Raw genomic sequence first — 25,303 nt, 5'->3', positions numbered from 1 at the left:
GTCCCACCCATTCCATGATCCGAGGGCATACCATGAACGACCGCAGCACACTCCATCCATCCACGCGCAGCCGGGTACCTGGCCTGTCGACAATGAAACCGCTGGCCCTGCTGGTGCACGCCCTGTGCCTGGGCGCGCTGGCCAGCCTGGCCGGCGCGCCGGCACATGCGCAAACGGCCGGACAGGCCGGACAGCCCGAGTCCCTGCGCCATTACGCCATCCCGGCGGGCCCGCTGGAAGCGACATTGAACCGGCTGGGGCGCGAAGCGGGCTTGCTGATCGCCTTTGGCTCGGCCGCGACGGAAGGGCTGCGCAGCGGTGGCGTCAGCGGCAGCTACACGGTGGACGATGCGCTGGCGCGGGCGCTGGCCGGCACCGGGCTGGCCGCCGTGCGCACGGCCGGCGGCGGCTATGCGCTGCGTGCCGCCACCGCGTCCGCTGCCGGCGCGGCGGCCGATGGCGTGCAGACGATGGCGCCCGTGACCGTCAGCGCGCAGGCGGAAGAGGAAAACCCGTGGGGCAAGGTCAGCGGCTATGTGGCGCGGCGGGCCAGCACGGCCACCAAGACCGACGCTTCGCTGCTGGAAGTGCCGCAATCGGTCTCCGTCATCACGCGCGACCGCATGGATGACCAGGGCGTGCGCACCCTGAACGACGCCATCCAGTACACGGCCGGCTTGCGCAGCAACACGGCAGGCGCCAATCCTGCCGACGACAGCCTGTCGGTGCGCGGCTTCAGCCAGTTCTCGGGCGCGTTCTACCTCGATGGCATGCGCCTGATGCCCATGGGGACGCTGGGCTTTTTCGGCGTGGAGCCGTACGGCGCCGAACGCGTGGAAGTGCTCAAGGGACCGTCGTCCGTGCTGTACGGCCAGAATGCGCCGGGCGGCATCGTCAATTTCGTGCCCAAGCGCCCCGCGGCGGACCAGGTGCGCCAGGTCGAACTGTCGCTGGGCAGCTACGCGCGCAGGCAGCTGGCCGTCGACGTGGGCGGCTCGCTGGCGGGCGACAGCAGCCTGCAGTATCGTCTGGTGGGGCTGGCGCGCCATGCGGACCAGCAGATCGATTACATGCAGGACGACCGCTATTATCTGGCGCCCAGCCTGACGTGGGCGCCGAGCGCCCGCACCAGCATTACCTTGCTAGGCTTTTTCCAGCAGAACCGCGCCATGCAATCGTCGAACGTGCAGTGGGAAGCCTTGAACGGCAGTAATCCCAATGGTCGATTACCGCTGACGCGTTTCCTGGGCGAGCCCGGGTTCGACCACGAGGAAACGCGGGTCGCGTCGGCGGGCTACGCGGCGCGCCACACGTTCGACAGCGGATGGACGGTGCGGCAGAACTTCCGCTACCTGCACGCGGATAACCATGAACAGTACATGTTTCGTTACGGTGATTTAATCGACCATGCGCTCACCAACCGCGAGATCGATACGCGCGACGGCAAGGGCAGCGTGTACTCGCTCGACACCAATGTGACGGGCCAGGTGGCGACGGGTGCGCTGCGCCATGAGATCGTTGCCGGCATCGATTACAGCCGCAGCAATACTTCTTTCAGCTCGTATATCGCCGACGGTCCGCAGATCGATATCTACCGCCCCGTCTACGGCAGCGCGCTGGACCTGGCGGCGCTGGCGCCCGATGCCCTGCGCCGCGAGCATAACCGGCAGCTGGGCGCCTACCTGCAGGACCGCATGCAGTACCGTAACTGGGTCTTCACCGTGGGCGGGCGTCAGGACTGGACGCGCCAGGAGCAGCGCAATCTGCTGGTATCGCCATCGGCCACGACGGTGCGCAAGCCCACGGCGTTTACGGGCCGCGCCGGCATCACCTACCTGGCGGAGAACGGCCTGGCGCCTTACGCCAGCTACAGCGAATCGTTTTCGCCCGTCTCCGGCGCGGACCGTCATGACCGTCCGTTCGAGCCGGAAACGGCGCGGCAAGTGGAGGTCGGCGTGAAGTACGCGCCGGGCGCGCACCTGTCCGTGACGGCCGCCGCCTTCGAACTGCGGCGCCAGAACGTGCTGACGACGGACCCGGACGCGCCGGATTTTTCTATCCAGCAGGGGGAGGTGCGCTCGCGCGGCATCGAACTGGAAGTGGCGGCGCAGCCGAGCAGCCAGCTGAAACTGCTGGCGGCCCTCACCTATAATCCGTTGAAGGTGACAAAGGCGAATCCGGACATGTGGGGCACGAACGTGCAGGGCAAGTCGCCGTATGAAGTGCCCCGGCAGATGGCTTCCGCGTGGGCCGACTATGCGTTTGCCGGCCGCTGGCGCGGCCTGTCGGGCGGCGCCGGCGTGCGCCACGTGGGCGCCAGCTGGGGCGATGGCGAGAACACCTTCCAGGTGCCGGCATTCACCCTGGCCGACCTGTCCCTGCGCTATGACCTGGGCCAGGCCCGCAGCGCCTGGCGAGGCCTGAGCGTGAGCATGACGGTCAAGAACCTGTTCGACAAATACCATGTCGCCTCGTGTTTCTCGGCGCGGGCCTGCAATTACGGCGAGCAGCGCAATGTCGGCGTGCGCGCGGGCTACGTCTGGTAAGGTGCGGTCTGGTAGCGTGCGGCCCTACGCCGGCGCAAACCAGGCCCGCAATTCCGCTTCGGCGCGCTGCGCCGTGTCTGCGGTCAAGGTCAGCACGATGACCTTTTCCTGCGCCGGGCGGTGACCGTCGCCGTCGGCCAGCTCGATCGCCTGCTCGAAACTCGTGTAGCCGTGGCCGCATTCATGCGGGCATTGCTGCACGATGCGTGCTGCCTTGCCGGCATTCCGGCCCGCCAGGTTGACGATAGGATTGCCGTCATAAAACGGCTGGCCGTTGGCAAACGCGGTGCGCAGATACGGCGTGCACTGCCCGTTGAGGAAGGCCAGGCGCGCCTGCCAGTAGGTCTCTGCCGCCGCATACGCGGCCTGGTCCTCGAGGAAATCGGCAAACAGGAAGTCGTTCATTTTGCTTTCCTCGGCTAGATGCCGAACACTTTCAAGATCGCGTCCGTCACCCCCTCGAACCAGCTGCCCGCCTTGCCCGGCTGCTTGCCGTGGCGCGGCGTTTCTTCGTACAGGTAGACGCCATCGCCGCCGTCGAAGCGGTCGTTGAGCAAGGCTTGCTGGCCGCGCAGATACGGGATGAAGGTTTCGCTGCGCAGGGTCGAGTACAGCACGTCGGTGCTGAACCCCAGGGTGGCGGCCTGGCTGATGGAGCGGCCCTGGCCCGCCCGTTCCAGGCGCACGCCGCGGCAGCCGCGCACGATCAGGGTGACGGGGCCGCGAAAGACGATGAAGCGCAGCTGCAGGGTGAGCCAGGCATGCAGGCTGGCCAGGCGCCAGTGGCTCGATATCGCCAGCGGCTCGTCCGTATCCGTGATCAGGCCCACGAGTCCCCGCGGCTGGAACACGAGCGCGCTGCCGGCCGGCAGCCGCACGACGGCAATTTCCAGCAGCGGATCGTCGCTGGCGGAAATCGTCACGGACGCGGCTACGTCGCTGTGCAGACGCGTCAGCGCCACCATGCCGGCCGCCAGGCTCGTGAACGGAAAGCGCCAGTCCAGCAGCCATTGCGTGCGCTTGCGGGTGCTCACGGGCGACGATTGCAGGTATTCGGGATGGATCAGCATCTGCTGTCCCGGCTTGAGCTGCAAGGCTTGCGAGACGGCGGAAATGCGCGATTCGCCGTGCGGCGGCAGGGACAGGGAGCTGCCCGCGAGGTGCAGTTCGCGCGCGATCGACAGCGGCGGCAAGCGGGAAGCGACGGGCGCCAGCACGAAGTAAAACAAGGCCTTGATGGCCACGGGCAGCGCGATGGCGGACAGCACCAGCAGGGCGGCCGTGGGCGCCACGTCCAGCACGGGAGCGCGCCAGCGGGCTATCCAGTTGCGCGCCAGCTGGCTCTCGCCGGCTGCGATGGCCTTTTGTACGGGCGCCAGCGCGGCGGCCAGCGCCTGGTCGTCGATGGCAAATGGGGCGGGGCGGGCCGCATTGCCGGTGCGCGCGCGCTGCGCCAGCCAGGCATTGTAGGCTTGCAGGTTGATCTCGCGCAGGCGCTGGCCCTCTCTTTCAAGGCGCAACAGCTGCGCGTAAGCGTCGCTGCCGGGCAGGCGCGCAGCGAGCGGGTGCTGCGCTTCCAGCTGCTGGCGCTCGCGTATATTGTCTTGCAGCGCAGCATACCCGCGCACATGTTCCGCGTGCCGATGCGCCAGCGTCTGCCGCGCATCTTCGCCGCTCAGCGCCGCTTGCAGTGTGCCCAGATAGCGGGCTTCCTGCGCCAGCACTTCGATTTCCACGCGGCGCGTGGCTTCGTCCTGCGCATGGCGGGCCAGCGTATCGGCGCCGGGCAGGGGAAGGGCAAACAGCGAGGGCTGCTGCTGCGCGCGCAGCTGGCGCAATTGGGCCTGCACCTGCTCCAGGCGGGTGGCGATGGCTGTCTGGGAAGCGTGCTGCAGGGCGTTGACCCTGGCCGTGGCCGCAGCGGCCAGGCCGGCGCCGTGGCTGTCGGCCCCGCTGGCGGCCAGCCGCAGTGCGGCGACGGTGGCGCTGCTGGCGCTGTAGGCGCGCCATTCGGCCAGCAGCAGGCGGCCGGCCAGCAGGATGGCGATGAACAGCGCGAACTGCAGCGCATGGCGCAGCAGGAAGCGCAGGATGGCCGTCAGCAGCTGGCGCAAGGAGGAATCGCCTTAGTTTGCCGCGCTATCGGCGTCGGCGCAGCATTTCTTGTATTTCTTGCCGCTGCCGCAGTGGCATGGGTCGTTGCGGCCCGTTTTCGGCACTTCGCGCAGGATGGTGGCGCCTGGCTGGCTTTGCGCCTGGCTTTTCAGGTGGCGCTGGCGGGCCCAGGCGGCGTTGATGGCGATGACAGCGGGAATCACGCCATCCATGGCCGTTTCGGCCGCATCGTCGTCGAGTTCGCTGGCCGTGGCCAGGTGCTGGAATGGCGCCAGGTACTCAGGGTGGCTGACCGCCAGGGCCGCCCACTGGGGCTTGTCCAGGGTCGTGCCCAGGATAAAGCCGGCGCACCAGGCGGGCACGCCCCATTCGGGGCCGCAGACATAGATGGGCTCGAAGCTGTCCGGGTCCTTCGCCAGCCATTCGACCATGTAGGCGTGGTGGCGCTGCGCCAGGCTGGCCGCCCGTTCGCTGGCCGCGTCCGGCGCGGGCGCGGCGCTGCCGGCCGCCTTGTCCCAGACCCAGGGCAGCCACTGTTCGGCGGCGATCTGTTTCGGGTTCAGGGCGACGGCCGTGAGAAACCCTTCCAGCATGGACACGTCCATGGCGCGGCTGTCCAGCGCGGGCGCAGCCAGCAGGGTGTCGAGTTCGGCGTATTCGTCGTCGGAGAGGGGCGTGGTGGTGGAGATGCTGGACATGGTTTCTTCAGTAATGTGGGTGGAGTGGCCGTCGGCCCTGGGCGTATTGTACCGCCCGGCAAGGGGAAAACCGGTGCCGGAATGAAAAACGGCGGCCCGCAGGCCGCCGTTGTCAGCTAGGGCAGAAAACTTACTTCACGCCGTGCATCAGTTTGTTGATCAGCGGTGCGATCAGGAACAGGATCACGCCGGCGCCCAGCAGGGACCAGAAGCCGAAGGTGTAGCCGGACAGGGCCGATTGCACCGACATGCCGCTTTCGCCGCTGACGTGGCTGGCGAAGATGCCCGACAGGTTGTTGCCGATACCGGTCGACAGGAACCAGCCGCCCATGCCCAGGCCCACCAGGCGCACTGGCGCCAGCTTGGTAACCATCGACAGGCCGATAGGCGACAGGCACAGTTCGCCGATCGATTGCAGCACGTAGACGATGGTCAGGGTCCAGAATGGAATCTTGTTGTCGGCGCCAACCAGGCTCGACAGAGCGAAGATCAGCAGGCCGAAGGCCAGCGCATTGCCCAGCAAGCCCAGGCCGAACTTGCGCGGGATCGATGGATTGACGTTGTGGCGCGCCAGGAAGACCCAGACGGCGGCGATGATCGGCGCGAAGACGATGATGGCGACCGAATTGACGGTCTGGAAGTAGGCGGTCGGGAAGATCCAGAAGCCCAGGTCGCGGTTGACGATCTTGTCAGCCAGGAAGGTAAACGAGCTGCCAGCCTGTTCGAAGAACATCCAGAACAGGATGTTGAAGACAAAGATCAGCAGCATGGCGATGACGCGGTCGCGCGCAATCTTGCCGTTGCGGATACCTTCGATCATCAGCATCACGGCCAGGCCGACGAACAGCACGGTCAGGACGATTTGCAGCTTTTCAGCGCCGACGGTCAGCAGGAAGTACATCAGCGGGATCACGCACAGGGAGCCGACGGCCACCCAGACGACGCGCATCGGGCTGCCGGAACCGGCTTCCGGTGCGCCGATGCCCTTCAGGGCGCGGCGGCCGATGAAGAACCATACCAGGCTGATCAGCATGCCGAAACCGGAGGCCATGAAGACCATCTTGTACGAAGGCATGGCGCTGGTGCCGAAGATCGACTCGGCCAGCCACTGGGTGAAGACAGGGGCAACCATGGCGCCCATGTTGATACCCATGTAGAAGATCGTGAAACCGCTGTCGCGGCGCGGATCGGCCGTCGTGTACAGCTTGCCGACCATGGTCGAGATGTTCGGCTTGAACATGCCGTTACCGACGATCATGGTGGCCAGGCCCAGGTTGAAGATGTCCTGGTTCGGTACCGAGATGCAGAACAGGCCCGCAGCCATGAAGATGGCGCCCAGCAGGATCGAGCGCTGGTAACCGATGACGCGGTCGGCGATGTAGCCGCCGAACAGGGCGCCGGCGTACACCAGCGCGAGGAAGGAACCGTAGGTCAGGTTGGCCGCTGCCTGTCCCGAACCGTCGCCGCCGTGGAACTGGGCCACGATGTACAGTACCAGCGCCCAGCGAACTCCGTAGAACGCGAAGCGTTCCCAGAATTCAGTCATGAACAACATCCACAATGGGCTTGGATGGCCCATAATCTGCTTGAACTCGGGAATAACGGCTTCCTTGTTGGGCGTAGTCGCACCGCTCATGCGGTTCCTCCTGAAAAATTATTATAGTCGATCGATAAAACAAACTTATGGAAGCCTGCGGGCGGCGGGGACTCTCATGAAGAACCTCACGCACGGGAATTCCAATAGGCTGGCATTCTAATCTACAAATTGCGCTGAGCGAAGGTTTCCATTCGCATTAGCAAGAATGACTGTTTCATATTGGTCAAACCGGTTTGCAGGCAAGAGCGGCCCCGGCGATTTTGCGGCACCACAGCACAACTGGCCTGACTTGTCGTATATTGCTAGTGCAATACCTTCGAGCATCGATTTTTAAAGGGATTTTTCGCATTATGGAACACGACGTTATCGATACTCTGGTTTCACCGGAAGGCCGCCTGGACGTGCTCTCCAAGACTGAAGTCAATAAACTGCTCGACACCAGCCAGGGCGGCCTGTACAACACTTTCCGCCGCTGCGCGCTGGCGGTGCTCAATTGCGGCAGCACCATCGACGATGGGCGCGCCTTGCTTGAGCGATATCAATCGTTTGAAATTTCCATCATCCAGCGCGAGCGTGGCATCAAGCTCGACATCAAGGGCGCGCCCGCCATCGCCTTTGTCGACGGCAAGATGATCAAGGGTATCCACGAGCACCTGTTTGCCGTGCTGCGCGACATCATCTTCGTCAGCGACGAAGTGACGGGTAACCCGAAATTCGACTTGCAGAGCACGGAAGGCGTGACGGATGCCGTCTTCCACATCCTGCGCAACGCGAACGTGCTGCAGACCCAGCTCAACCCGAACCTGGTCGTGTGCTGGGGCGGCCACTCGATCAACCGCGCCGAGTACAATTATTCGAAGGAAGTGGGCTACCAGCTGGGCTTGCGCGGCCTCGATATCTGCACGGGCTGCGGCCCGGGCGCCATGAAGGGCCCCATGAAGGGTGCCACCATCGGCCACGCCAAGCAGCGCCTGCACAATGGCCGCTACCTGGGCATCACGGAGCCGGGCATCATCGCGGCCGAGTCGCCGAACCCCATCGTCAATGACCTGGTCATCATGCCGGACATCGAAAAGCGCCTGGAAGCGTTCGTGCGCGCGGGTCACGGCATCGTCGTGTTCCCGGGCGGCGCGGGCACGGCCGAGGAAATCCTGTACATCCTCGGTATTTTGTTGCACCCGGACAATGCCGAGATTCCATTCCCGCTGATTTTCACGGGGCCGGAAACGTCGCGCGAGTACTTCGTGCAGATCAACCAGTTCATCAGCGACACCCTGGGACCGGAAGCGCAGCAGCGCTACAAGATCATCATCGACGATCCGGAACTGGTGGCGCGCGAGATGCTCGAAGGCATACGCCAGGTGCGCGAATTCCGCAAGGCGCACAGCGACGCGTATTACTTCAATTGGCTGCTGAAGATCGACCACGAGTTCCAGAAGCCGTTCCAGCCCACGCATGAAAACATGCGCAACCTGAGCCTGCACAAGAACCAGCCCACGCACCTGCTGGCGGCCCAGCTGCGCCGCGCGTTTTCCGGCGTGGTGGCGGGCAACGTCAAGGACGATGGCATCCGTTCCATCGAAGAACACGGCAACTTCGAGATCCACGGCGACAAATCCATCGCCGGCCCCATGGATGCGCTGCTGGCCTCGTTCGTGGCGCAGCACCGCATGAAGCTGGCGGGCACGGCGTATGTGCCGTGCTATACCGTGATTCAGTAATGCGCGATGCGTAGGTCGGATTAGCGTGCAAGCGCGTAATCCGACATGAATGGCCAACAATGTGTCGGATTACGCGTAGCGCTAATCCGACCTACGCGGCGACGGAAATAAAAAAGCCGCCTGATCTTGCGATCAGGCGGCTTTTTATCGGCCAGCGTCCGCGATTATTCTTCGCGGCGCAGATGCGGGAACAGCAGGACGTCGCGGATGTTCGGCGAATCCGTGATGATCATCATCAGGCGGTCGATGCCGATGCCGCAGCCGCCGGCTGGCGGCATGCCGTATTCCAGCGCGCGGATGTAGTCGGCGTCGTAGAACATCGCCTCTTCATCGCCGGCGTCCTTGGCGGCTACCTGGGCCAGGAAGCGGGCCGACTGGTCTTCCGCGTCGTTCAACTCGGAGAAGCCGTTGGCGATTTCGCGGCCCACCATGAACAGCTCGAAGCGTTCCGTGATGCCGGCCACCGTGTCGGAAGCGCGCGCCAGCGGCGACACTTCGACCGGGTAGTCGATGATGTAGGTCGGTTCCCACAGCTGCGCTTCTGCCGTCTCTTCGAACAGCGCCAGTTGCAGCGCGCCCAGGCCGGCCGTGGCGAACGGCTTGACGCCGAACTTTTTCAGCTCTTCCTTGATGAATTCCGCATCGTTCAGCTGCTCCGTGGTGTAGCCGGGCGCGTACTTGTTGATCGCTTCGACGATGGTCAGGCGGTGGAACGGTTTTGCCAGGTCCAGCTCGCGGCCGCCGTAGGTCAGGGTGGCGGTGCCGTGCGCGTCGATGGCGGCCTGGCGGATGACGGCTTCCGTGAAGTCCATCAGCCATTTGTAGTCGGTGTAGGCCGCGTAGAATTCCATCATCGTGAATTCGGGGTTGTGACGGATCGACACGCCTTCGTTGCGGAAGTTGCGGTTGATCTCGAACACGCGGTCGAAGCCGCCCACGACCAGGCGCTTCAGGTACAGCTCCGGCGCGATGCGCAGGAACATCTGCATGTCCAGCGCATTGTGGTGGGTGATGAACGGTTTTGCCGCGGCGCCGCCAGGGATGGTGTGCAGCATCGGCGTTTCCACTTCCATGAACTCGTTCTTTTCCATGAAGCGGCGGATCGACGAGATGGCGGCGGTGCGGGCCTTGAAGGTGCGGCGCGTCTCTTCGTTCATGATCAGGTCGACGTAGCGCTGGCGGTACTTCGTTTCCTGGTCGGCCAGGCCGTGGAATTTGTCCGGCAGCGGGCGCAGCGACTTGGTGATCAGGCGCAGTTCCGTGACCTTGATGGTCAGTTCGTCCGTCTTGGTCTTGAACAGGGTGCCTTGCACGCCCAGGATATCGCCCAGGTCATAGTGGTGCAGGGCGGCCATGGCCGCTTCGCCCGTGAGATCAAGGGTGGCGTAGATCTGGATGCGGCCGTCGGCTTTCGGGCCGGAAGCGTCCTGCAGGGTGGCGAAAGCGGCTTTCTTGCCTGCTTCGCGCTTGAGCATCATGCGGCCGGCCAGCACCACGTGTACGGGGTTCTCTTCCAGCTCTTCGCGCGTCTTGCCGTCGTACTGCGCGTGCAGATCGGCCGCCTTGTGCTCCGGGCGGAAATCGTTCGGGAAGGCGACGCCTTGTTCGCGCAGTGCGGCCAGCTTGGCGCGGCGCTCGGCGATGATCTTGTTTTCATCGGGGGCGGCGGCTTGTTCTTGGATATCCGTAGTCATGGTGTTCTTCGTTGTAGATTATTGATGATGTGGTGCCAGCGCTGGCGCCACGCTGGCAAACAGTGCGTCGACGTCGAGCGCGGAGAAATCCGGCACGATAGCAATCACGTTGTCGAATGCGGCAAACGCTTCGGCCGGTAGGGTGGTGGTGAGCACCACGACGCGCATGCCGGCGCGCCGCGCCGCTTCCACGCCCAGGGGCGCGTCTTCAAAGACGATGCAGTGCTGCGGCAGCGCGCCGGCCAGCTGCGCGCCTTTCAGGAACACGTCCGGGTGCGGCTTGCCCCGTTCCACGTCGGCGGCGCCGACGATGGCGTCGAAGCGGTGGCGCAGGTCCAGGCCGTCGAGCGTGAACGCGATGTTCTCGTCCGGCGCGGCCGTGCCCACCACCAGTCCCACGCCGTCCCGGCGCGCGCTGGCGATCAAGGCGTCGAAACCGGCCACCGTGGCCAGGTGCGGGCCATACAGTTCGCGGTAAACGACTTCCTTTTCCGCCAGCAGGCTGGCATGGTCGGCATCCTCGCCCAGGTACTTGGCGATGATTTCGCGGCCTTGCCGTCCCGCCGTGTCGCGGAAAAAGGCGTCCGCATCCAGCACATGGCCGTGGCGTTCAAAGAACGCCAGCCACGATGTCGTGTGGAAGGCCATGTTGTCGACGATCGTGCCATCCATGTCGAACAGGAAGGCGCGATGCGCCAGTGCCGGAGCGGAGCTGCCCATTACACGCCTTGCTTGAGCGAGGCGGAAATGAACTCGTCGATGTCGCCATCGAGCACGCCCTTGGTATTGCCCGTCTCGAAGCCCGTGCGCAAGTCCTTGATGCGGGACTGGTCCAGCACGTAGGAGCGGATCTGGTGGCCCCAGCCCACGTCCGTCTTCGAGTCTTCCAGCTTCTGCTGCTCGCTCATGCGCTTGCGCAGCTCATGTTCGTACAGTTTCGCTTTCAGCATTTCCATCGCTTCGGCGCGGTTGCGGTGCTGCGAACGGTCGTTCTGGCACTGCACCACGATGCCGGTCGGCGCATGGGTCATGCGGACGGCGGAGTCGGTTTTGTTGATGTGCTGACCACCGGCGCCCGACGCGCGGTAGGTGTCGACGCGGATGTCGGCCGGGTTGACGTCGATCTCGATCGAATCGTCGACTTCCGGGTACACGAACAGCGACGTAAACGAGGTGTGGCGGCCGTTGGCCGAGTCGAACGGCGACTTGCGCACCAGGCGGTGCACGCCCGTTTCCGTGCGCAGGAAGCCGTAGGCGTGATCGCCCTCGACCTTCAAGGTGGCCGTCTTGATGCCAGCCACCTCGCCGTCGGACTGCTCGAGGATTTCAACCTTGAAGCCCTTGCGTTCGCAGTAGCGCAGGTACTGGCGCAGCAGCATCGAGGCCCAGTCCTGGGCTTCCGTGCCGCCGGCACCGGCCTGGATGTCGATGAAGCAGTTGTTCGGGTCCATCGGATTGTTGAACATCCGGCGGAACTCCATGCTTTCGATGACCTTGCGGATTTCCTGCACGTCCTGCTCGATCGCTTCGAGCGTCTCGTCGTCGCCTTCTTCGCGGGCCATGTCGAACAGGTCGCGGGTGTCGCGCAGGTCGGCATCGGCCTTGGTGAGCGTGAAGACGATGGCTTCCAGCGCCTTCTTCTCCTTGCCGAGGTCCTGGGCGCGCTTGGGATCGTTCCAGACGGTCGGATCTTCTAATTCTTCATTGACTTGCTCGAGTTTCTCCGACTTGACAGTGAAGTCAAAGATACCTCCGAAGTTCGGCTTCGCGGACCGTCAGGTCGTTGAGCAGGGCGGAGATGATATTGATGCGTTCGGCTTCCATAATGTTCTGGTCTTCTATGGTGAAATCAAACCCTGAATTATACGCGAGCGCGGCCCGTTTCCGCTGCCGCCGCGGCGCAATTGCTGCCGCAGAGGGCAATAAAATGACGATTTTGCTGTATTTGCGACAATATTTCGCCTGCTGTTGCAGGCATTTTATGGCTTGATAGGGGCTGCCGTGCTGCGTATGATGCTGGCGATATTGTCTTTCCACAGGAATTCTCATGTGCCACCCCCTGCGCCAACTCCCCCGTCTCGCCCTGTTACCGCTGCTGCTGGCCGGCTGCGGCGCCTTGCCGCCCGCCGCCACAGGGCCTGTGCACCCGCTGGCCACCGCGCCCGCAGGCAGCAGCGCCACCCTGGCCCTGCTGGAGACGACGGACTTGCATGCGAATGTGCTCAGTTATGATTACTACAAGCTGCAGGCGGAACCGTCGATCGGCCTGGAACGCACGGCGGCCCTGATCGCCCAGGCGCGGGCCGAATTCCCGAACAACCTTTTGCTCGACAACGGCGACACCATCCAGGGCACGGCCCTGGCCGACTACCAGGCCTTGGTCAAACCGCTGGCCTGCGACCAGACCCTGGCCATCTACAAGGCCATGAATTTGCTGAAGGTCGATGGCGGCGGCATCGGCAACCATGAATTCAACTACGGCCTGGCGTTCTTGAGCCAGGTGACGGGCAACCGCTTCGACGTCGACAGCGTCGATGCGGCCAAGCCCCGCTGCGCGGGCCCCCAGTTTCCGCAAGTGCTGGCCAACGTCTACAGCGTCAGGAGCGGCAAGCCGCTGTTTGCGCCTTACCACATCATCGACAAGCAGATCACGGCCACCGGCCCCGATGGCCAGCCCGTGACGAGCACCGTGAAGGTGGGCATCATCAGCTTTGCGCCGCCCACCATCATGGCCTGGGACAAGCGCTGGCTGGAAGGCCGGGTCTACACGCAGGGCGTGCGCGAGACGGCGGAAAAATTCATCTCCGAGATGCGCGCCAAGGGCGCCGAACTGGTGGTGGCCATTTCGCACGGCGGCCTCGATGACAGCCCGTATTCGCCTACCATGGAAAACGGCAATTACTACCTGTCGCAAGTGCCGGGCGTGGACGCCATGCTGATCGGCCACTCGCACCAGCTGTTCCCGAACGCCGCCAGCACCGTGCCGCAGTTCAATCTGCCCGGCGTCGACAAGGTCAAGGGGCTGGTCAACGGCGTGCCCACGGTGATGGCCAATTTGTGGGGCAAGCACCTGGGCGTGATCGGTTTGCGCCTGCGCCACGACGGCAGGCAGTGGGTCGTCGACAAGGCGCAGACCACGGTGGAAGCGCGCGGTATCCAGAACGCGGACAAGAGTTACGTCCAGCCCGATGCGGCCATCGCCGCACTGGTGGCCGAGGAGCACGCGGCGACGATCGCCTACGTGCAGACGCCCGTGGGCGCCACGGACTTCCGCATGTCGACGTATTTTGCCGACGTGGGCGACGTCAGCGCCATCGAAGTGGTGAACCAGGCGCAAGCGGGCTACCTGGCCGCCTACGTGAAAGCGAACCTGCCGCAGTACGCGCAGCTGCCCGTGCTGTCGATGTCGTCGCCGTTCAAGAGCGGCTCGGCCGGCGTATCCGACTACACGGACGTCAAGGCGGGCAATGTGGCGCTGAACAACGCGGCCGACCTGTATCTGTATCCGAACGCGCTGTACGGCGTGAAGATGAATGGCGCGGAACTGAAGGCGTGGCTGGAACAGTCGGCGCGGCGCTTCAATACCATCGATGTCAACAAGACCGAGCCGCAGGAACTGGTCAACACGGCCCACCCCAGCTACAACTTCGACGCGATCACCAGCGCCGACGTGCGCTACCAGATCGACGTCACGCAGCCGCCGGGCCAGCGCATCAAGGCATTCAGCTACAAGGGCAAGCCGGTGGGGGCGGACCAGGAATTCCTGATCGCGACAAATAACTACCGCGCCAGCGGCGGCGGCAATTTCCCTGGCCTGGACGGCAGCAAGACGGTGGTGGCCTCGCCCGACAACAACCGCGAACTGCTGATCGCCTACGTCACGCAGGAGAAAAACCTGACGCGCGCGAAAAACGGTTCGGCGCGCAGCTGGACCTTTGCCAAGGCCGCCACGAAAGGCCCCGTGGTCTTCCACTCGGCACCGAACGTGATCGACCTGGCGAAAGCGGCCGGCATCGACAACGTCACGCAGCTGAAGCTGGACGATGGCGCGGGCAAGGGCTTTGCGCTGTACCAGCTCGACCTGTCGAAGTGATGCTGGCGGCCTGGCTGCTGGCGGCAGCGCTGGCGACACCCGTGGCGGCTCCGGCAATGGACGTCACGGCCCGGGCCAAGGCGCTGATGCGCGCGGAGCCGGCGTCCCAGCCGCAGGCGCGCGTCCTGTTCGCGCAGGCGGCGGGGCAGGGCAGCGGTCCTGCCGCGTACTACCTGGGCTTGATGTTCAAGAATGGCATGGGCGGCCCGCAGGACGGCGCCGCGGCGCTGCACTGGCTGGAACAGGCCGCGCAGCGCGGCGTGGCGCCGGCCATGTTCGTCCTGGCGAACATGCTGCAGGACAGCGATGCGGCCAGGGCGCGCTACTGGCTCGACGGGGCCTGCGACCTCGAGTACCCGGAAGCGCTGCAGCAGAAATCCGTCGCCCTGGGCGAGGGCCGCATGGGCTACGCGCACAGTGAAGAGCAGGCGGCCCTGTATTTGAAAATGGCCACGCACGCGATGGGCCATCGGGCCGCGGAACCGTGAGGGCACGGCCCGGGCATCCAGGGTGGCCTGTTGCAATTTACATGTAGCGAAGGAATCGTTTATTTTTGATCGGAAATATTAATTCTTCACGATAATTGTTAAGTCTTATATTTTCTGGCACTGGTCGGTCATTTGACGGTCGTTATTGGTTTTTTTGAAAGAATATATGGCAGTATTGCCTGGTGTTTTTTTATTAACTCTATAACTCCGGGAGTACATGTGTACAGTCAAATGCTGAATCAGCAGACCACCTTGGCGAATGCCCGCCGCAGCGGTCTCCGTTTCTTTTCCAGGAAAATGGCGCATGCCGTGTCGGGCATGTTATTCCTGCTGGCTTCTTCCGCGATGGCGCAATTGCCCGCGCCTGTCAAACAGGGACATCCACGGCTATTTGCCAATCAGGCCAGTTTCGATGCGCTGAAGCCGCAATTGCCGAACCTGCCCGCCGCATTTCCCGCCGCCGGCGGCAGCATCAGCCTGGACTTGCTTGCCAAACGCAAGGATCCGCTCGATAACGTCAACCAGGCGGTTTTTGGCGAATTCAGTTCGACCCGCAATGCCTTTTTTATCCGCCATGTTGATTCCTACGACGTGCCTGTCGGCGCGGCGGCGGAAAGTATCGGTTTCCAGGTGGGTTTCCAGGTCAATGGCCAGCCCCAGTATCTGTCGGTGGCCCGCGTCGATTTAAAACCCGACGTCTGGTCGACTATCCAATTGTCATGGAATAGCCAGACCCATAAAATCATCCTGAAGGTCAACGGTATTGTCGTGCCAACGGGATGGAGAACGGTCGATGGCACGGGCGCTACTGCGCCGATCGAATGGAAGGCCGATGGACAAATCACCAGGATTGCCATGCGGCGTAATGAAACCATGCGCAATTTCCGCTTGTCCGATAGCGGCGGGCAGGAATTATGGCAGGCGCCGGCAATGGATGCGCTGCTCAATAATGCATGGTACGACTTCGTGGAGCGCGTCAATGGCCGGGTGGCCACCATTCAGGCCTGTCCGCTGATTCCCGTCTCTCAGCCCGTGCCCGACCTTTGCAACGTGGCCACGGGCAGCCGCGGCACGATTTATGAAAGTGCGCAGATGCTGGCCATGGCATACCGTCTGACGGGCAATGCCAAGTATCTGGATGGCGCCCTGAATTACCTGGACAAGCTGCTGGTGACCCCACCCGTTTCCGGCGGAGAGTGGTCGTCGGGCGGACGGGTGGGCGCCATGGGCATCCTGTACGACTGGCTGTTTGCGGAAATGGGCACCCGCACCGTTCCCGACGCCGTGGGCTTCGGTAGCTACCGCGACCTGACGGCGCAGAGAATCAAGGAAACGATCGCTGCGGATACGGGCAAGGGCTATGAAAACCTGTATGTCTCGATGTGCGGCTACCAGCCGCTGTATATCACCAGCACCAGCTTTGATTGCAAGAAAAAGCCCGTGTATGAACAGTGGGACCGCAGCGAATCGAAGCCTTCCATTGCCAATTTCTATATCAGCGGCCACCCGTTCAGCGCCGTCAATAATGCCACGGTGGGCTTGCTGGCCATCGTCGACGAGCATCCTGAAGTATTGCCGATGATCGAAACGTCGTATGCGCACTATGAAAAGGGCTTTCTTGCGGCACGCGCCCTGATTTCCGTCGATGGCGGTCACCATATGGGTTTCGCCTATGGCGTATCGAGCATCCCCGAGCGCCTGCTGCTGTGGCGCAGCGCGCTGGAAAACACAGGAACGGCGCCCCTGCTGCAGGCCGACTGGCAATCCAGGCTGATTTATCCCTATATCTACGGCTTGCGCCATGACGGCAGCTTTCCCGCCAGCGGCGATAATTTCACGACGCACGTCAGCGGCAGCCTGATCGGACAACTGGCGCTTGGCGCAGTGGCCGATACGGGCGATGGCGTGGCGGGGAAGTTTTATCGCGATCATGTCCTCGCGACGCGCAGTTCGCACGCCGCCTTGATCATGGAACGGCTGTTGTGGCCCGTCCAGCTGCCCACGGCCGCGCTGGAATCGCTGGAATTGTCGCGCCATTTCAGGACGTCGGGCCAGGTGCTGATGCGCGATACCTGGGACTATGCGAATGCCACGCTGCTGGAATTCAAATCGACTTCCTTTATCGCGGAAAATCACCAGCACTTCGATCAGAACAGTTTTACGCTCAATTACAAGGCGCCGCTGCTGCTCGACACGGGCTTGTATGAAGAATATGGCAGCAGCCACTGGTGGAATTACTACACGCGCAGCATTGCCCATAACACGCTGCTGATCTTCGACAAGAACGAGCGTTTTACGCGCGGCGAGAATGAATTCAGCAATGATGGCGGGCAATGGTTCTATGCGCCGAAACAGGGCTATCCGACGATAGAGGAAATCAGTCCGGTGGGACCGAATGCGCTCGACGGCATTGTCCGCTACGAAAATACGCCGCAATACACCTACACCAGCGGCAACGCAAGCAAGGCCTATGCTTCCAGCAAGCTCGACATGGCGAATGGCTTCGTGCGCAATGTGCTGTTCCTGCGCTCGCCATCGTTCTGGGGCAAGCCGGTCACGGTGGTGTTCGATAGCGTGCGCAGCAAGCAGGCCTTGCCGGCCACCTTCCTGCTGCACACGGCAAAAGATCCCGTCTCCGCTGCGGCGGGCGTGGCGGCGCTGGGCAACGGCCAGTACCAGCTTGGCTACCAGCCGGGCCAGGAGCGTATCGTCACCATCCGCAATGGGGGCGGCATGCTGACGGCGCAGACGATCTTGCCGCTCAATGCCAGCGTGCGCAAGGTGGGCGGCGCGCAGGAAGGGGGCAATGGCTGTGCGCAAACGGATCTCGCGACGGGCGCGGCGGCCGGCAACGGCGCCGATTGCCGTTTTACCGTGCGCCGGCGCCAGGCCGATGGCAGTTATCTGTGGCGCAATCAGACGGCGGCGGCCAGCGCGCAGCAATCCTCGTCCACGGATGTGGGCGCCTGGCGCCTCGAGGTGACGGCGCCCGCCGCGCCGGCCCTGAATGCGCCCGAATACTTCCTGCATGTGCTGGCCGTTGCCGACAATGATGGCGGCGCGGGGCCGGCCGCTGCGCCGAGCGCTACGCGGCTGCCGGCGGCAGCCAACACGGAAGCCTTGCTGCTGGGCGGGCAATTGCATGTCTTGTTCAACCGCGACGCGGCGCCCGCTGCCCGCATGGACTGGGTCTCCACTCTGGCCAGCGGCGCCGTCATCGCCACGGGGCTGAAACCGGGCGCGCACTATGCCTTGACGTCGGCGCCCGCGGCCAGCGGCTACGCCTGGAGCCTGGTCGAGGCGGCGGCAGGATCAGGCACCCATGCGAGCTCGGACCAGGGTGTGCTGAGCATCGACTAGCCGGGCGCAGGCCGGCGGACTCAGGCAGTCTGTCCGGCCGCTTCTTCCTTCTTCGGCCTGGTCCGCAGGCTGGCTGCCGCCTCGCCGATGGCGAGCGGGTCGCGCGACAGGATGGCCGCGCCCAGGTCGACCAGCCTGGCCGCCGCGCCGATGGCGGCCTTCACGTCGGCGATGCGCTTGAGCTGTGCCTTGCCCTTGGCGATGGCGCCCTCGATCTCGCCGCGCGCCTGCTGCGCTCCCTCGGCCGCCAGATAAATGCCATACGCGCGGAACAGGGCCACCATCTGGTCCAGGTGGTTTTCATATTGTTCCAGCAAGGTGCGTTCGTCCGGCGTCAGCGATTCCCGTTCGCGGATGCGCAATTCCAGCACCAGGCTCGATGCCTGCGCCAGGCTGTCGGCGATGGCATAGCTCTGGTCTTTCGTCAGTTCGGTCAGTCGGGCCATGGGATTCTCCGGTGGGCCTGCCATTTACCAGCGGGCGGGGGCATAGAAGGCCGCTTGCCGCTGCAGCGTGGCGACGTCGCGTGCAAATTGCGCCAGCTGGCGCTCCAGTTCCGCTTCCTGCAGGTGGTCGAGATTGGCCCGCAGGGCGGCCACGCTCGCCTGCAGCGTATCGACGGCGCCGACATACGCGGCGGCGATCTTTTCCCTTTCCTGCAATTGTCGGCCTTCCAGGTGCAAGCGCGTGCGGACGTAGTTGGCGGCCAGCGGTTCGCGCGGCGCGGCCTTGTCGACGGCGCCGCGCAGCAGCTCCAGGTCGCGCAATTCATCCTGCACGCCGGAGCGGTAGCTGCGCTGCGCATACTCCTTGAGCGTGTTGCTGACGATATCGATGGCTTCCTGCTCATCGAGCAATTCGCGCAAGGCCGATTGCTGCCGCCGCTGGGTGGCCAGGCGGCTCAGGTGCGCGCTCAGCTTCATGACCTTGTCCAGCTTGCCGGCATCGAGCAGGGGCGCGTCGGCGCCCGGCAGCGCCAGGCCGCCCAGCGCATCGCGCAGTCCGCCAAGCTCTTCCTTGTAGACGGGCAGCTTGTCGTCGGCCAGCGCCGCCATGGTTTGGGCGTAGCGCAGCAGGACGTCGTTCAGGCCGGCGACGGACACGCTGGCCTGCGCGATCGCCGCGCAATCGTCGCGCGCCGCTTGTTCGCTCGCTTGCGCATCGAAACGCTCTGCCAGGATCAAGCGCTTGCGCATGGCCCGCTCCATGCAGCTGTGGACGCTGCCCGTCAGCATGGGTTCGAAGTGCTGCGACATCTTTTGCGTCTGTTCGGCGAAGCTGCGCACGGGCGCCAGGTCGGTGGCGCAGCCGCCCAGCAGCAGGCCCGCCAGCAGGCTGGCGGCAGCGGGGCGCAACACGGTACAAAGGGGATGGTTCGACGGGCGCTGCATATCGCCTCCATGCGGTGGGAGTAGCTGACGGGGCCGGCGCGCACGCGCTGGCATGGCCGACGTTAGCATGCTGGGCAGTGCGAGTATTGCGCCAGATCAGCAGGCCGCATGCGCATCGGGCAGCCGGCTCCGGCGGCTCGACTGTTGCCGAATGGCGCAGGTGCGCTAATTTGCGCCATATTTTCCTTACAAAAGACTGACAGCGGGCAGGCAATCGCGTCTTTTTGGCATGTTGCGACGCGTCATATGTAGTTGTTGCTGGTGCATGTTTACTCACCTACAATGATTTATCGATGGGGTGGTTATCCAGCGTACGACTATAAAAATAAGTGGCATTAAAAACGTTGTATTACAGGAGATGACAATGAATTTGAAACAGAAATTGCTCGTGGCAAGTTTGGTTTTGGGTTTTTCGCAGGCGGCAGTCGCAGCCGACCCCATCAAGATCGGCGTGTCCGGTCCGTTCACGGGCGGTTCCGCGCCGATGGGCGTGTCGATGCGCGACGGCGTCAAGCTGGCCGTCGCTGAAATCAATGCCAAGGGCGGCGTCATGGGCCGTTCGCTGTTGCTGATCGAACGCGACGACGAGGCCAAGAATGAACGGGGCGTGCAGATCGCCCAAGAGCTCATCAACAAGGAAAAGGTCGCCGCCACCGTCGGCTACATCAACACGGGCGTGGCCCTGGCTTCGCAGCGTTTCTACCAGGAAGCGAAGATTCCCGTCATGAACAATGTGGCGACGGGTTCCATCGTCACCAAGCAATTTGCCGACCAGCCTGAAAACTATATTTTCCGCAACGCCGCCAACGACCAGATCCAGTCGCACATGATCGTCGAGGAAGCCGTCGAACGCCGCAAGTTCAAGAAAGTGGCGATCCTGGCCGATTCCACCAACTACGGCCAGCTGGGCCGCGAAGACCTGGAAAAAGCGCTGGACAAGAAGGGCATCAAGCCTGTCGTCGTTGAAAAATACAACATCAAGGACGTCGACATGACAGCCCAGCTGCTGAAAGCCAAGCAGGCGGGAGCGGAAGTCGTGCTGACCTACGGCATCGGCCCGGAACTGGCGCAGATCGCCAACGGCATGGAAAAACTGGGCTGGAAAGTGCCGCTGATCGGCAGCTGGACCCTGGCCATGGGCAACTTCATCGATAACGCGGGCAAGAACGGCGACGGCACGCGCATGCCGCAAACCTTCATCCAGGACGCCAGCACGCCGAAGCGCAAGGCCTTCATCGACGCCTATGTGGCTGCCTACAAGCCGTCGGGCGGCCGCATGCCGTCGGCCGTGTCGGCAGCGCAAGGCTACGATTCCATCTACCTGCTGGCCGCGGCCTTCAAGCAGGCGGGCGGCACGGATGGCCCGAAAGTGCGCGCCGCGCTGGAAAACCTGACGGAAAAAGTGGAAGGCGCCGTCACCACCTACAACAAGCCATTCAGCAAGACCAACCATGAGGCGATCACGGCCGACCTGACCGTCTTCGGCGAAGTCAAGGACGGCAAGGTCGTCCTCGCGAAATAAGCCTGGCGGACACCTGCCGCGCCATGGCCAGCCTTGAGGAATCAGGACTGGCCATTTTTTTATCTTCCGTCCTTCGGGGAATACCATGGAAATCTTCCTGCAGCTCGTCTTCAGCGGCATCGCGCTGGGCATGATCTATGCCGTCATCGCGTTCGGCTACCAGCTGACCTTTGCCACGTCCGGCACCCTTAATTTCGGCCAGGGCGAATCCCTGATGCTGGGCGCGCTCGTGGGGCTCTCTCTGGTGGGCACCATCCACGGCGGCCCCTACATGAGCTATCTGCTGATGATCCCCATCGTCATCGCCTTCGGCGCCCTGCAGGGCGTGTTCGTCGAATGGATAGGCGTGCGGCCTGCCATCAAGATCAAGTCCGAATTCGGCTGGATCATGTCGACCATCGCGCTGGCCATCATCTTCAAGAACGTGGCGGAAAATATCTGGGGCAAGGATGACCTGACCTTCCCGTCGCCCCTGTCGGCCGCGCCATTCAAGGTGCTGGGCGCGAACGTGCAGCCGATGCAGGTGGCCGTCATCGTGGGCGCGCTGGCCATCATGCTGGCCGTGGAAGTGTTCAACCGCAAATCGATCTACGGCAAGGCCGTGGTGGCCACGGCCAACGACCGCGACGCGGCCGGCCTGATGGGCATCAACACGGGCATGGTCATCACCTTTTCCTATGCGCTGTCGTCGGCCACGGCCGCCTTTGCGGGCGTGCTGGTGGCGCCTTTGACATTGACGGGCGCCACCATGGGCGCCTCGCTGGGCCTCAAGGCCTTTGCCGTGGCCATCATCGGCGGCCTGACCTCGGGCGTGGGCGCCATCGTCGGCGGCCTGATCCTGGGCATCGCCGAGACGACCACCGGCTACTACATCTCCACGGGCTACAAGGAAGTGCCAGGCCTGCTGCTGTTGCTGCTGGTGCTGGCCATCAAGCCGTCCGGCCTGTTCGGCAAAGCCGCGATCAAGAAAGTCTGAGGATCACATGAACAAGAAAATCACCATGCTGGCGCTGAGCGCGGCGGGCCTGGCCGCGCTCGTGCTGTTCCCCGTCGTCATTCCGAATCCCTATTACATCCACCTGGCCGAAACCATCCTGATCTACGCCATCCTGCTGTTCGGCCTCGATATCGTCGTCGGCTACACGGGGCAGGTGTCGCTGGGCCACGCGGGCCTGTTCGGCATCGGCTCGTACGCCACGGGCGTGCTGGTGTTCAAGCTGGGCTTGCCGTTCTGGCTGGCCATCCCCGCCAGTATCGCGGGCGCGGCCGTGTTCGGCGCCATCCTGGCCTTGCCGGCCCTGCGCGTGACGGGACCCTACCTGGCCATGGTGACCCTGGCTTTCGGCACCATCGTGCAAATCCTGATCAATGAAATGAGCTTCCTGACGGAAGGGCCGATGGGCATCAAGATCCACAAGCCCGTCCTGTTCGGCCACAAGCTCTCCGAGGTCGAGTACTACTACATGGTGGCCGCGCTGATGGTCATTTCGCTCGTCGTCGTGCACCGCATCCTGAAGTCGAACCTGGGACGGGCCTTCGAAGCGCTGCGCGACAGCCCCATCGCCTCCGACTGCATGGGCGTGTCCGTGTACCGCTACAAGGTCTACGCCTTCGTCATCAGCGCCGGCTTCGCGGGCCTGGCGGGCAGCCTGTATGCGTATTCGGAAGAATATATCTCGCCCAATACCTACAACTTCGAGCTGACGATCCTGTTCCTGCTGGCCGTCATCATGGGCGGACGCAAGACGCGCTCGGGCGCGCTGATCGGCGCCCTGATCGTTGTCATGCTCCCCAGCCTGCTGTCGGACATCGAGTTGTTCCGCAAGATCGCCGTCGCCGCCGCCGTGCTGGGCGTGATCGGATCCATCTTCATGCTGGCCAGGAAGCGCGCCACCGTGCGCGGCGTGCTCGTGCCCCTGGTGGCCACCATCGGCCTGGCCGCGTTTTCCTACCGGCTGGAGAACATGGTCGACTGGCGGCTGACCATCTTCGGCCTGATGACCCTGTTCGTCGTGTACTACCTGCAGGATGGCATCGTGGGATTCCTGATGAGCTTTATCGGCAAGGGCCGGGGCCATGTGCAGGCCGTCGCCTCGCACGGCGTGGCGCCGTTCGACCACGCCCAGGGCGGGCAGCAGGGCGCCACGCTGCTGCGCGTGGACCAGGCATTGATGCAGTTCGGCGGCCTGAAAGCGCTGAACCAGGTGGACCTGAACGTCACGCAGGGCTCCGTGCACGGCTTGATCGGGCCGAACGGCTCGGGCAAGAGCACGATGATGAACGTGCTGACGGGGATCTACAAGCCGACGGCGGGCAAGGTGGAATTTGCCGGCGCCGTGATCTCCGGCCGCACGCCGTCCGAGATCGCGCTGGGCGGCGTGGCCCGCACCTTCCAGAACGTGCAGCTGTTCGGCGAGATGACGGCCACGGAAAACGTGCTGGTGGGCTTGCACAACACGTTCAAGTCGAACGTGCTGGACGTGATGCTGCATACGCCCCGCTACAAGCGGGAAGAGGCGGCGGCGCGCGAGCGGGCCGCCAGCATCCTCGAATTCGTGGGCCTGGCCGACCTGGCCAATGAAGAGGCGCGCAATCTGCCGTATGGCAAGCAGCGCTTGCTGGAAATCGGCCGCGCGCTGGGCCTGAACCCTCGCCTGCTGCTGCTCGACGAGCCGGCGGCGGGCCTGACGGCGCCCGACATCAAGGAGTTGATGGCCATCATCCGCAAGATCCGCGAGCACGGCATCACCATCATCCTGATCGAGCATCACATGGACGTGGTGATGGCGCTGTCGGACGTGGTGACGGTGCTGGACTTCGGCCAGAAGATCGCCGAAGGCGCACCCGCGCTTGTCCAGAGCGATCCGAAAGTGATCGAAGCCTACCTGGGCGGCAGCGCCGACACCCTGAGCCCCGCGGCGCACTGAGAGGAAGACCATGCTGACCATTCATAATCTGCACGCCGCCTACGGCAAAGTCGAAGTCCTGCACGGCATTTCGCTCGAAGTCCCGAAGGGCAAGCTGGTGACCCTGATCGGCTCGAACGGCGCCGGCAAGACCACCACCATGCGGGCCATTTCCGGCATGCTCAAACCCAGGTCGGGCAGCGTCACCCTGGGCGGCCAGGATGTCACGGGCCTCGATTCGCACAAGATCGCGCGCGCCGGCCTGGCCCATTCGCCGGAAGGGCGGCGCGTGTTCGCCTCGATGTCGGTGACGGACAACTTGCTGCTGGGCGCTTTCCCCCGCTTCACGCGGTCGCGCCCGAAAGGCGACATCAAGGGCGACCTGGACAGGGCCCTGGAGCTGTTTCCTCGCCTGAAGGAACGGCGCGACCAGCTGGCCGGCACCCTGTCGGGCGGCGAGCAGCAGATGCTGGCCATGGCCCGCGCCGTGATGCTGAACCCGGAAGTGATCCTGCTGGACGAGCCGTCGATGGGCCTGGCGCCCATCCTGGTGGAAGAAGTCTTCCGCATCATCACGCGCCTGAAAGCGGAAGGCGTGACCATGCTGCTGGTGGAGCAATTCGCCGCTGCCGCCCTGAACGTGGCCGATTACGGCTACGTGCTGGAAAACGGCAGCATTTCCGTGCATGGCCCGGCGGAGAGCTTGAAGACGGATCCGAAGGTGATTGCGGCGTATCTGGGCGGCGGGCACTGACGCGGCCTGGCGCATGGCCAGACTGGCACGCTGCGCCCGCTGCCCGGGCCCAGCGTGCTGGCATCAGTGTTTGGTGGGCTTTTCCTGCTGCACCAGAATGAACGGGCTGACGACGACGGCCCACAGGGATGCGTCGGCCGCCTGCCAGTCCAGCGCCTGCTGGTCCGACACCTTGGCCACTTTGCCATCGGCCATCCATTGGCTGATCGACGCCTTGTCGTCGTGCGAGATGCGCACGGCCACTTCGACCAGGTCCAGCTCATTGGCGACCCAGACGACATTGCCCTGGGCAAAATGTTTTTCCAGTTCGCTCCAGGCCAGGCGGGCCGTTTCGCTGTTGACTTTGAGGCGCAGTTCGGTGTCTTTTTCAGGATTGGTTTGCATGCGAAATATCAATGTTCGGTGAGTCGGCTGCCGT

General features: G+C 63.7%; 20 protein-coding genes. 9 read left to right on the top strand and 11 right to left on the bottom strand.

The features are described from left to right. The first annotated feature begins 32 nt into the window (after window positions 1-32). The gene (locus VPH41_RS12815) at window positions 33-2,546 is read left to right on the top strand and encodes a TonB-dependent siderophore receptor (RefSeq protein WP_328570306.1); all 2,514 of its coding nucleotides are present in this window, start codon (window positions 33-35) and stop codon (window positions 2,544-2,546) included. A 24-nt stretch (window positions 2,547-2,570) separates the two neighbouring features. On the opposite strand, the gene VPH41_RS12810 is transcribed toward VPH41_RS12815, so the two are convergent. The 4 genes from VPH41_RS12810 to VPH41_RS12795 all read right to left on the bottom strand — a co-directional run bounded on the left by VPH41_RS12810 (window position 2,571) and on the right by VPH41_RS12795 (window position 6,938). Further along, window positions 2,571-2,951 carry a hypothetical protein gene (locus VPH41_RS12810; RefSeq protein ID WP_328570305.1) on the bottom strand — a complete coding sequence of 127 codons (381 nt, stop codon included), beginning with the start codon at window positions 2,949-2,951 and terminating at the stop codon, window positions 2,571-2,573. A gap of 14 nt (window positions 2,952-2,965) precedes the next feature. Then, window positions 2,966-4,660 (bottom strand): hypothetical protein, encoded by a 1,695-nt coding sequence (locus tag VPH41_RS12805; RefSeq protein WP_328570304.1) that lies wholly within the window; start codon window positions 4,658-4,660, stop codon window positions 2,966-2,968. A 12-nt stretch (window positions 4,661-4,672) separates the two neighbouring features. Further along, window positions 4,673-5,359: a UPF0149 family protein gene (locus VPH41_RS12800; RefSeq protein WP_328570303.1), complete on the bottom strand. Its 687-nt coding sequence runs from the start codon at window positions 5,357-5,359 to the stop codon at window positions 4,673-4,675. Between the two features lie 130 nt (window positions 5,360-5,489). Beyond that, window positions 5,490-6,938 (bottom strand): peptide MFS transporter, encoded by a 1,449-nt coding sequence (locus VPH41_RS12795; protein ID WP_442906267.1) that lies wholly within the window; start codon window positions 6,936-6,938, stop codon window positions 5,490-5,492. A 368-nt stretch (window positions 6,939-7,306) separates the two neighbouring features. Between VPH41_RS12795 and ppnN the strand changes: the two genes are divergently transcribed. Continuing rightward, the gene (ppnN, locus tag VPH41_RS12790; RefSeq protein WP_152251961.1) at window positions 7,307-8,677 is read left to right on the top strand and encodes a nucleotide 5'-monophosphate nucleosidase PpnN; all 1,371 of its coding nucleotides are present in this window, start codon (window positions 7,307-7,309) and stop codon (window positions 8,675-8,677) included. A gap of 164 nt (window positions 8,678-8,841) precedes the next feature. Here the strand turns inward: ppnN and lysS are convergent, their stop codons facing one another. From lysS to VPH41_RS12770, 4 genes are all read right to left on the bottom strand, one after another. Continuing rightward, window positions 8,842-10,371 (bottom strand): lysine--tRNA ligase, encoded by a 1,530-nt coding sequence (lysS, locus tag VPH41_RS12785; protein WP_328570301.1) that lies wholly within the window; start codon window positions 10,369-10,371, stop codon window positions 8,842-8,844. Between the two features lie 18 nt (window positions 10,372-10,389). Then, window positions 10,390-11,091 (bottom strand): HAD family hydrolase, encoded by a 702-nt coding sequence (locus VPH41_RS12780; protein WP_152284546.1) that lies wholly within the window; start codon window positions 11,089-11,091, stop codon window positions 10,390-10,392. After that, a protein-coding gene (prfB, locus tag VPH41_RS12775) for a peptide chain release factor 2 (protein ID WP_152284547.1) occupies window positions 11,091-12,195 on the bottom strand; the annotation gives its coding sequence in 2 pieces (ribosomal slippage) (window positions 11,091-12,113 and window positions 12,115-12,195; 1,104 coding nt in all). The genes VPH41_RS12780 and prfB overlap by 1 nt, the downstream gene beginning before the upstream one ends. Next, the gene (locus VPH41_RS12770; RefSeq protein ID WP_328570532.1) at window positions 12,112-12,420 is read right to left on the bottom strand and encodes a hypothetical protein; all 309 of its coding nucleotides are present in this window, start codon (window positions 12,418-12,420) and stop codon (window positions 12,112-12,114) included. Before VPH41_RS12770 ends, prfB begins: the two co-directional genes overlap by 84 nt. Here VPH41_RS12770 and VPH41_RS12765 point away from each other — a divergent pair. From VPH41_RS12765 to VPH41_RS12755, 3 genes are all read left to right on the top strand, one after another. Beyond that, on the top strand, window positions 12,419-14,464 hold the full coding sequence (locus tag VPH41_RS12765) for a bifunctional 2',3'-cyclic-nucleotide 2'-phosphodiesterase/3'-nucleotidase (RefSeq protein ID WP_328570300.1): 2,046 nt from the start codon (window positions 12,419-12,421) through the stop codon (window positions 14,462-14,464). The two genes, VPH41_RS12770 and VPH41_RS12765, sit on opposite strands and share 2 nt — an antisense overlap. Further along, on the top strand, window positions 14,464-14,952 hold the full coding sequence (locus tag VPH41_RS12760; RefSeq protein ID WP_328570299.1) for a tetratricopeptide repeat protein: 489 nt from the start codon (window positions 14,464-14,466) through the stop codon (window positions 14,950-14,952). The genes VPH41_RS12765 and VPH41_RS12760 overlap by 1 nt, the downstream gene beginning before the upstream one ends. Window positions 14,953-15,270: 318 nt before the next feature. Continuing rightward, the gene (locus VPH41_RS12755) at window positions 15,271-18,312 is read left to right on the top strand and encodes a heparinase II/III domain-containing protein (protein ID WP_328570523.1); all 3,042 of its coding nucleotides are present in this window, start codon (window positions 15,271-15,273) and stop codon (window positions 18,310-18,312) included. Between the two features lie 20 nt (window positions 18,313-18,332). Here VPH41_RS12755 and VPH41_RS12750 read toward each other — a convergent pair whose 3' ends face one another. Both VPH41_RS12750 and VPH41_RS12745 read right to left on the bottom strand, forming a co-directional pair. Beyond that, window positions 18,333-18,758, bottom strand: coding sequence for a hypothetical protein (locus VPH41_RS12750; RefSeq protein WP_328570298.1), 426 nt, complete (start codon window positions 18,756-18,758; stop codon window positions 18,333-18,335). Window positions 18,759-18,782: 24 nt separating this feature from the next. Then, window positions 18,783-19,703, bottom strand: coding sequence for a hypothetical protein (locus VPH41_RS12745; RefSeq protein ID WP_328570297.1), 921 nt, complete (start codon window positions 19,701-19,703; stop codon window positions 18,783-18,785). 364 nt (window positions 19,704-20,067) lie between these two features. On the opposite strand from VPH41_RS12745, the gene VPH41_RS12740 reads away from it, so the two are divergent. The 4 genes from VPH41_RS12740 to VPH41_RS12725 all read left to right on the top strand — a co-directional run bounded on the left by VPH41_RS12740 (window position 20,068) and on the right by VPH41_RS12725 (window position 24,885). Further along, window positions 20,068-21,225, top strand: a complete 1,158-nt coding sequence (locus tag VPH41_RS12740) for an ABC transporter substrate-binding protein (protein WP_152284552.1) — start codon at window positions 20,068-20,070, stop codon at window positions 21,223-21,225. An 85-nt stretch (window positions 21,226-21,310) separates the two neighbouring features. Continuing rightward, complete coding sequence (locus tag VPH41_RS12735; protein WP_152258462.1) at window positions 21,311-22,201, top strand: branched-chain amino acid ABC transporter permease; 891 nt, start codon at window positions 21,311-21,313, stop codon at window positions 22,199-22,201. Window positions 22,202-22,208: 7 nt separating this feature from the next. After that, window positions 22,209-24,152, top strand: coding sequence for a branched-chain amino acid ABC transporter ATP-binding protein/permease (locus VPH41_RS12730; RefSeq protein WP_152284553.1), 1,944 nt, complete (start codon window positions 22,209-22,211; stop codon window positions 24,150-24,152). A 10-nt stretch (window positions 24,153-24,162) separates the two neighbouring features. After that, window positions 24,163-24,885 carry an ABC transporter ATP-binding protein gene (locus VPH41_RS12725; protein ID WP_328570296.1) on the top strand — a complete coding sequence of 241 codons (723 nt, stop codon included), beginning with the start codon at window positions 24,163-24,165 and terminating at the stop codon, window positions 24,883-24,885. 63 nt (window positions 24,886-24,948) lie between these two features. On the opposite strand, the gene VPH41_RS12720 is transcribed toward VPH41_RS12725, so the two are convergent. After that, complete coding sequence (locus VPH41_RS12720) at window positions 24,949-25,269, bottom strand: DUF2288 domain-containing protein (protein ID WP_328570295.1); 321 nt, start codon at window positions 25,267-25,269, stop codon at window positions 24,949-24,951. Window positions 25,270-25,303 lie beyond the last annotated feature (34 nt).

Source organism: Janthinobacterium sp. P210006 (assembly GCF_036231885.1).
Lineage (GTDB): Bacteria > Pseudomonadota > Gammaproteobacteria > Burkholderiales > Burkholderiaceae_D > Janthinobacterium > Janthinobacterium violaceinigrum.
The sequence above is the reverse complement of the archived record's forward strand: the minus strand, read 5'-3'. Positions and strand labels throughout refer to the sequence as shown.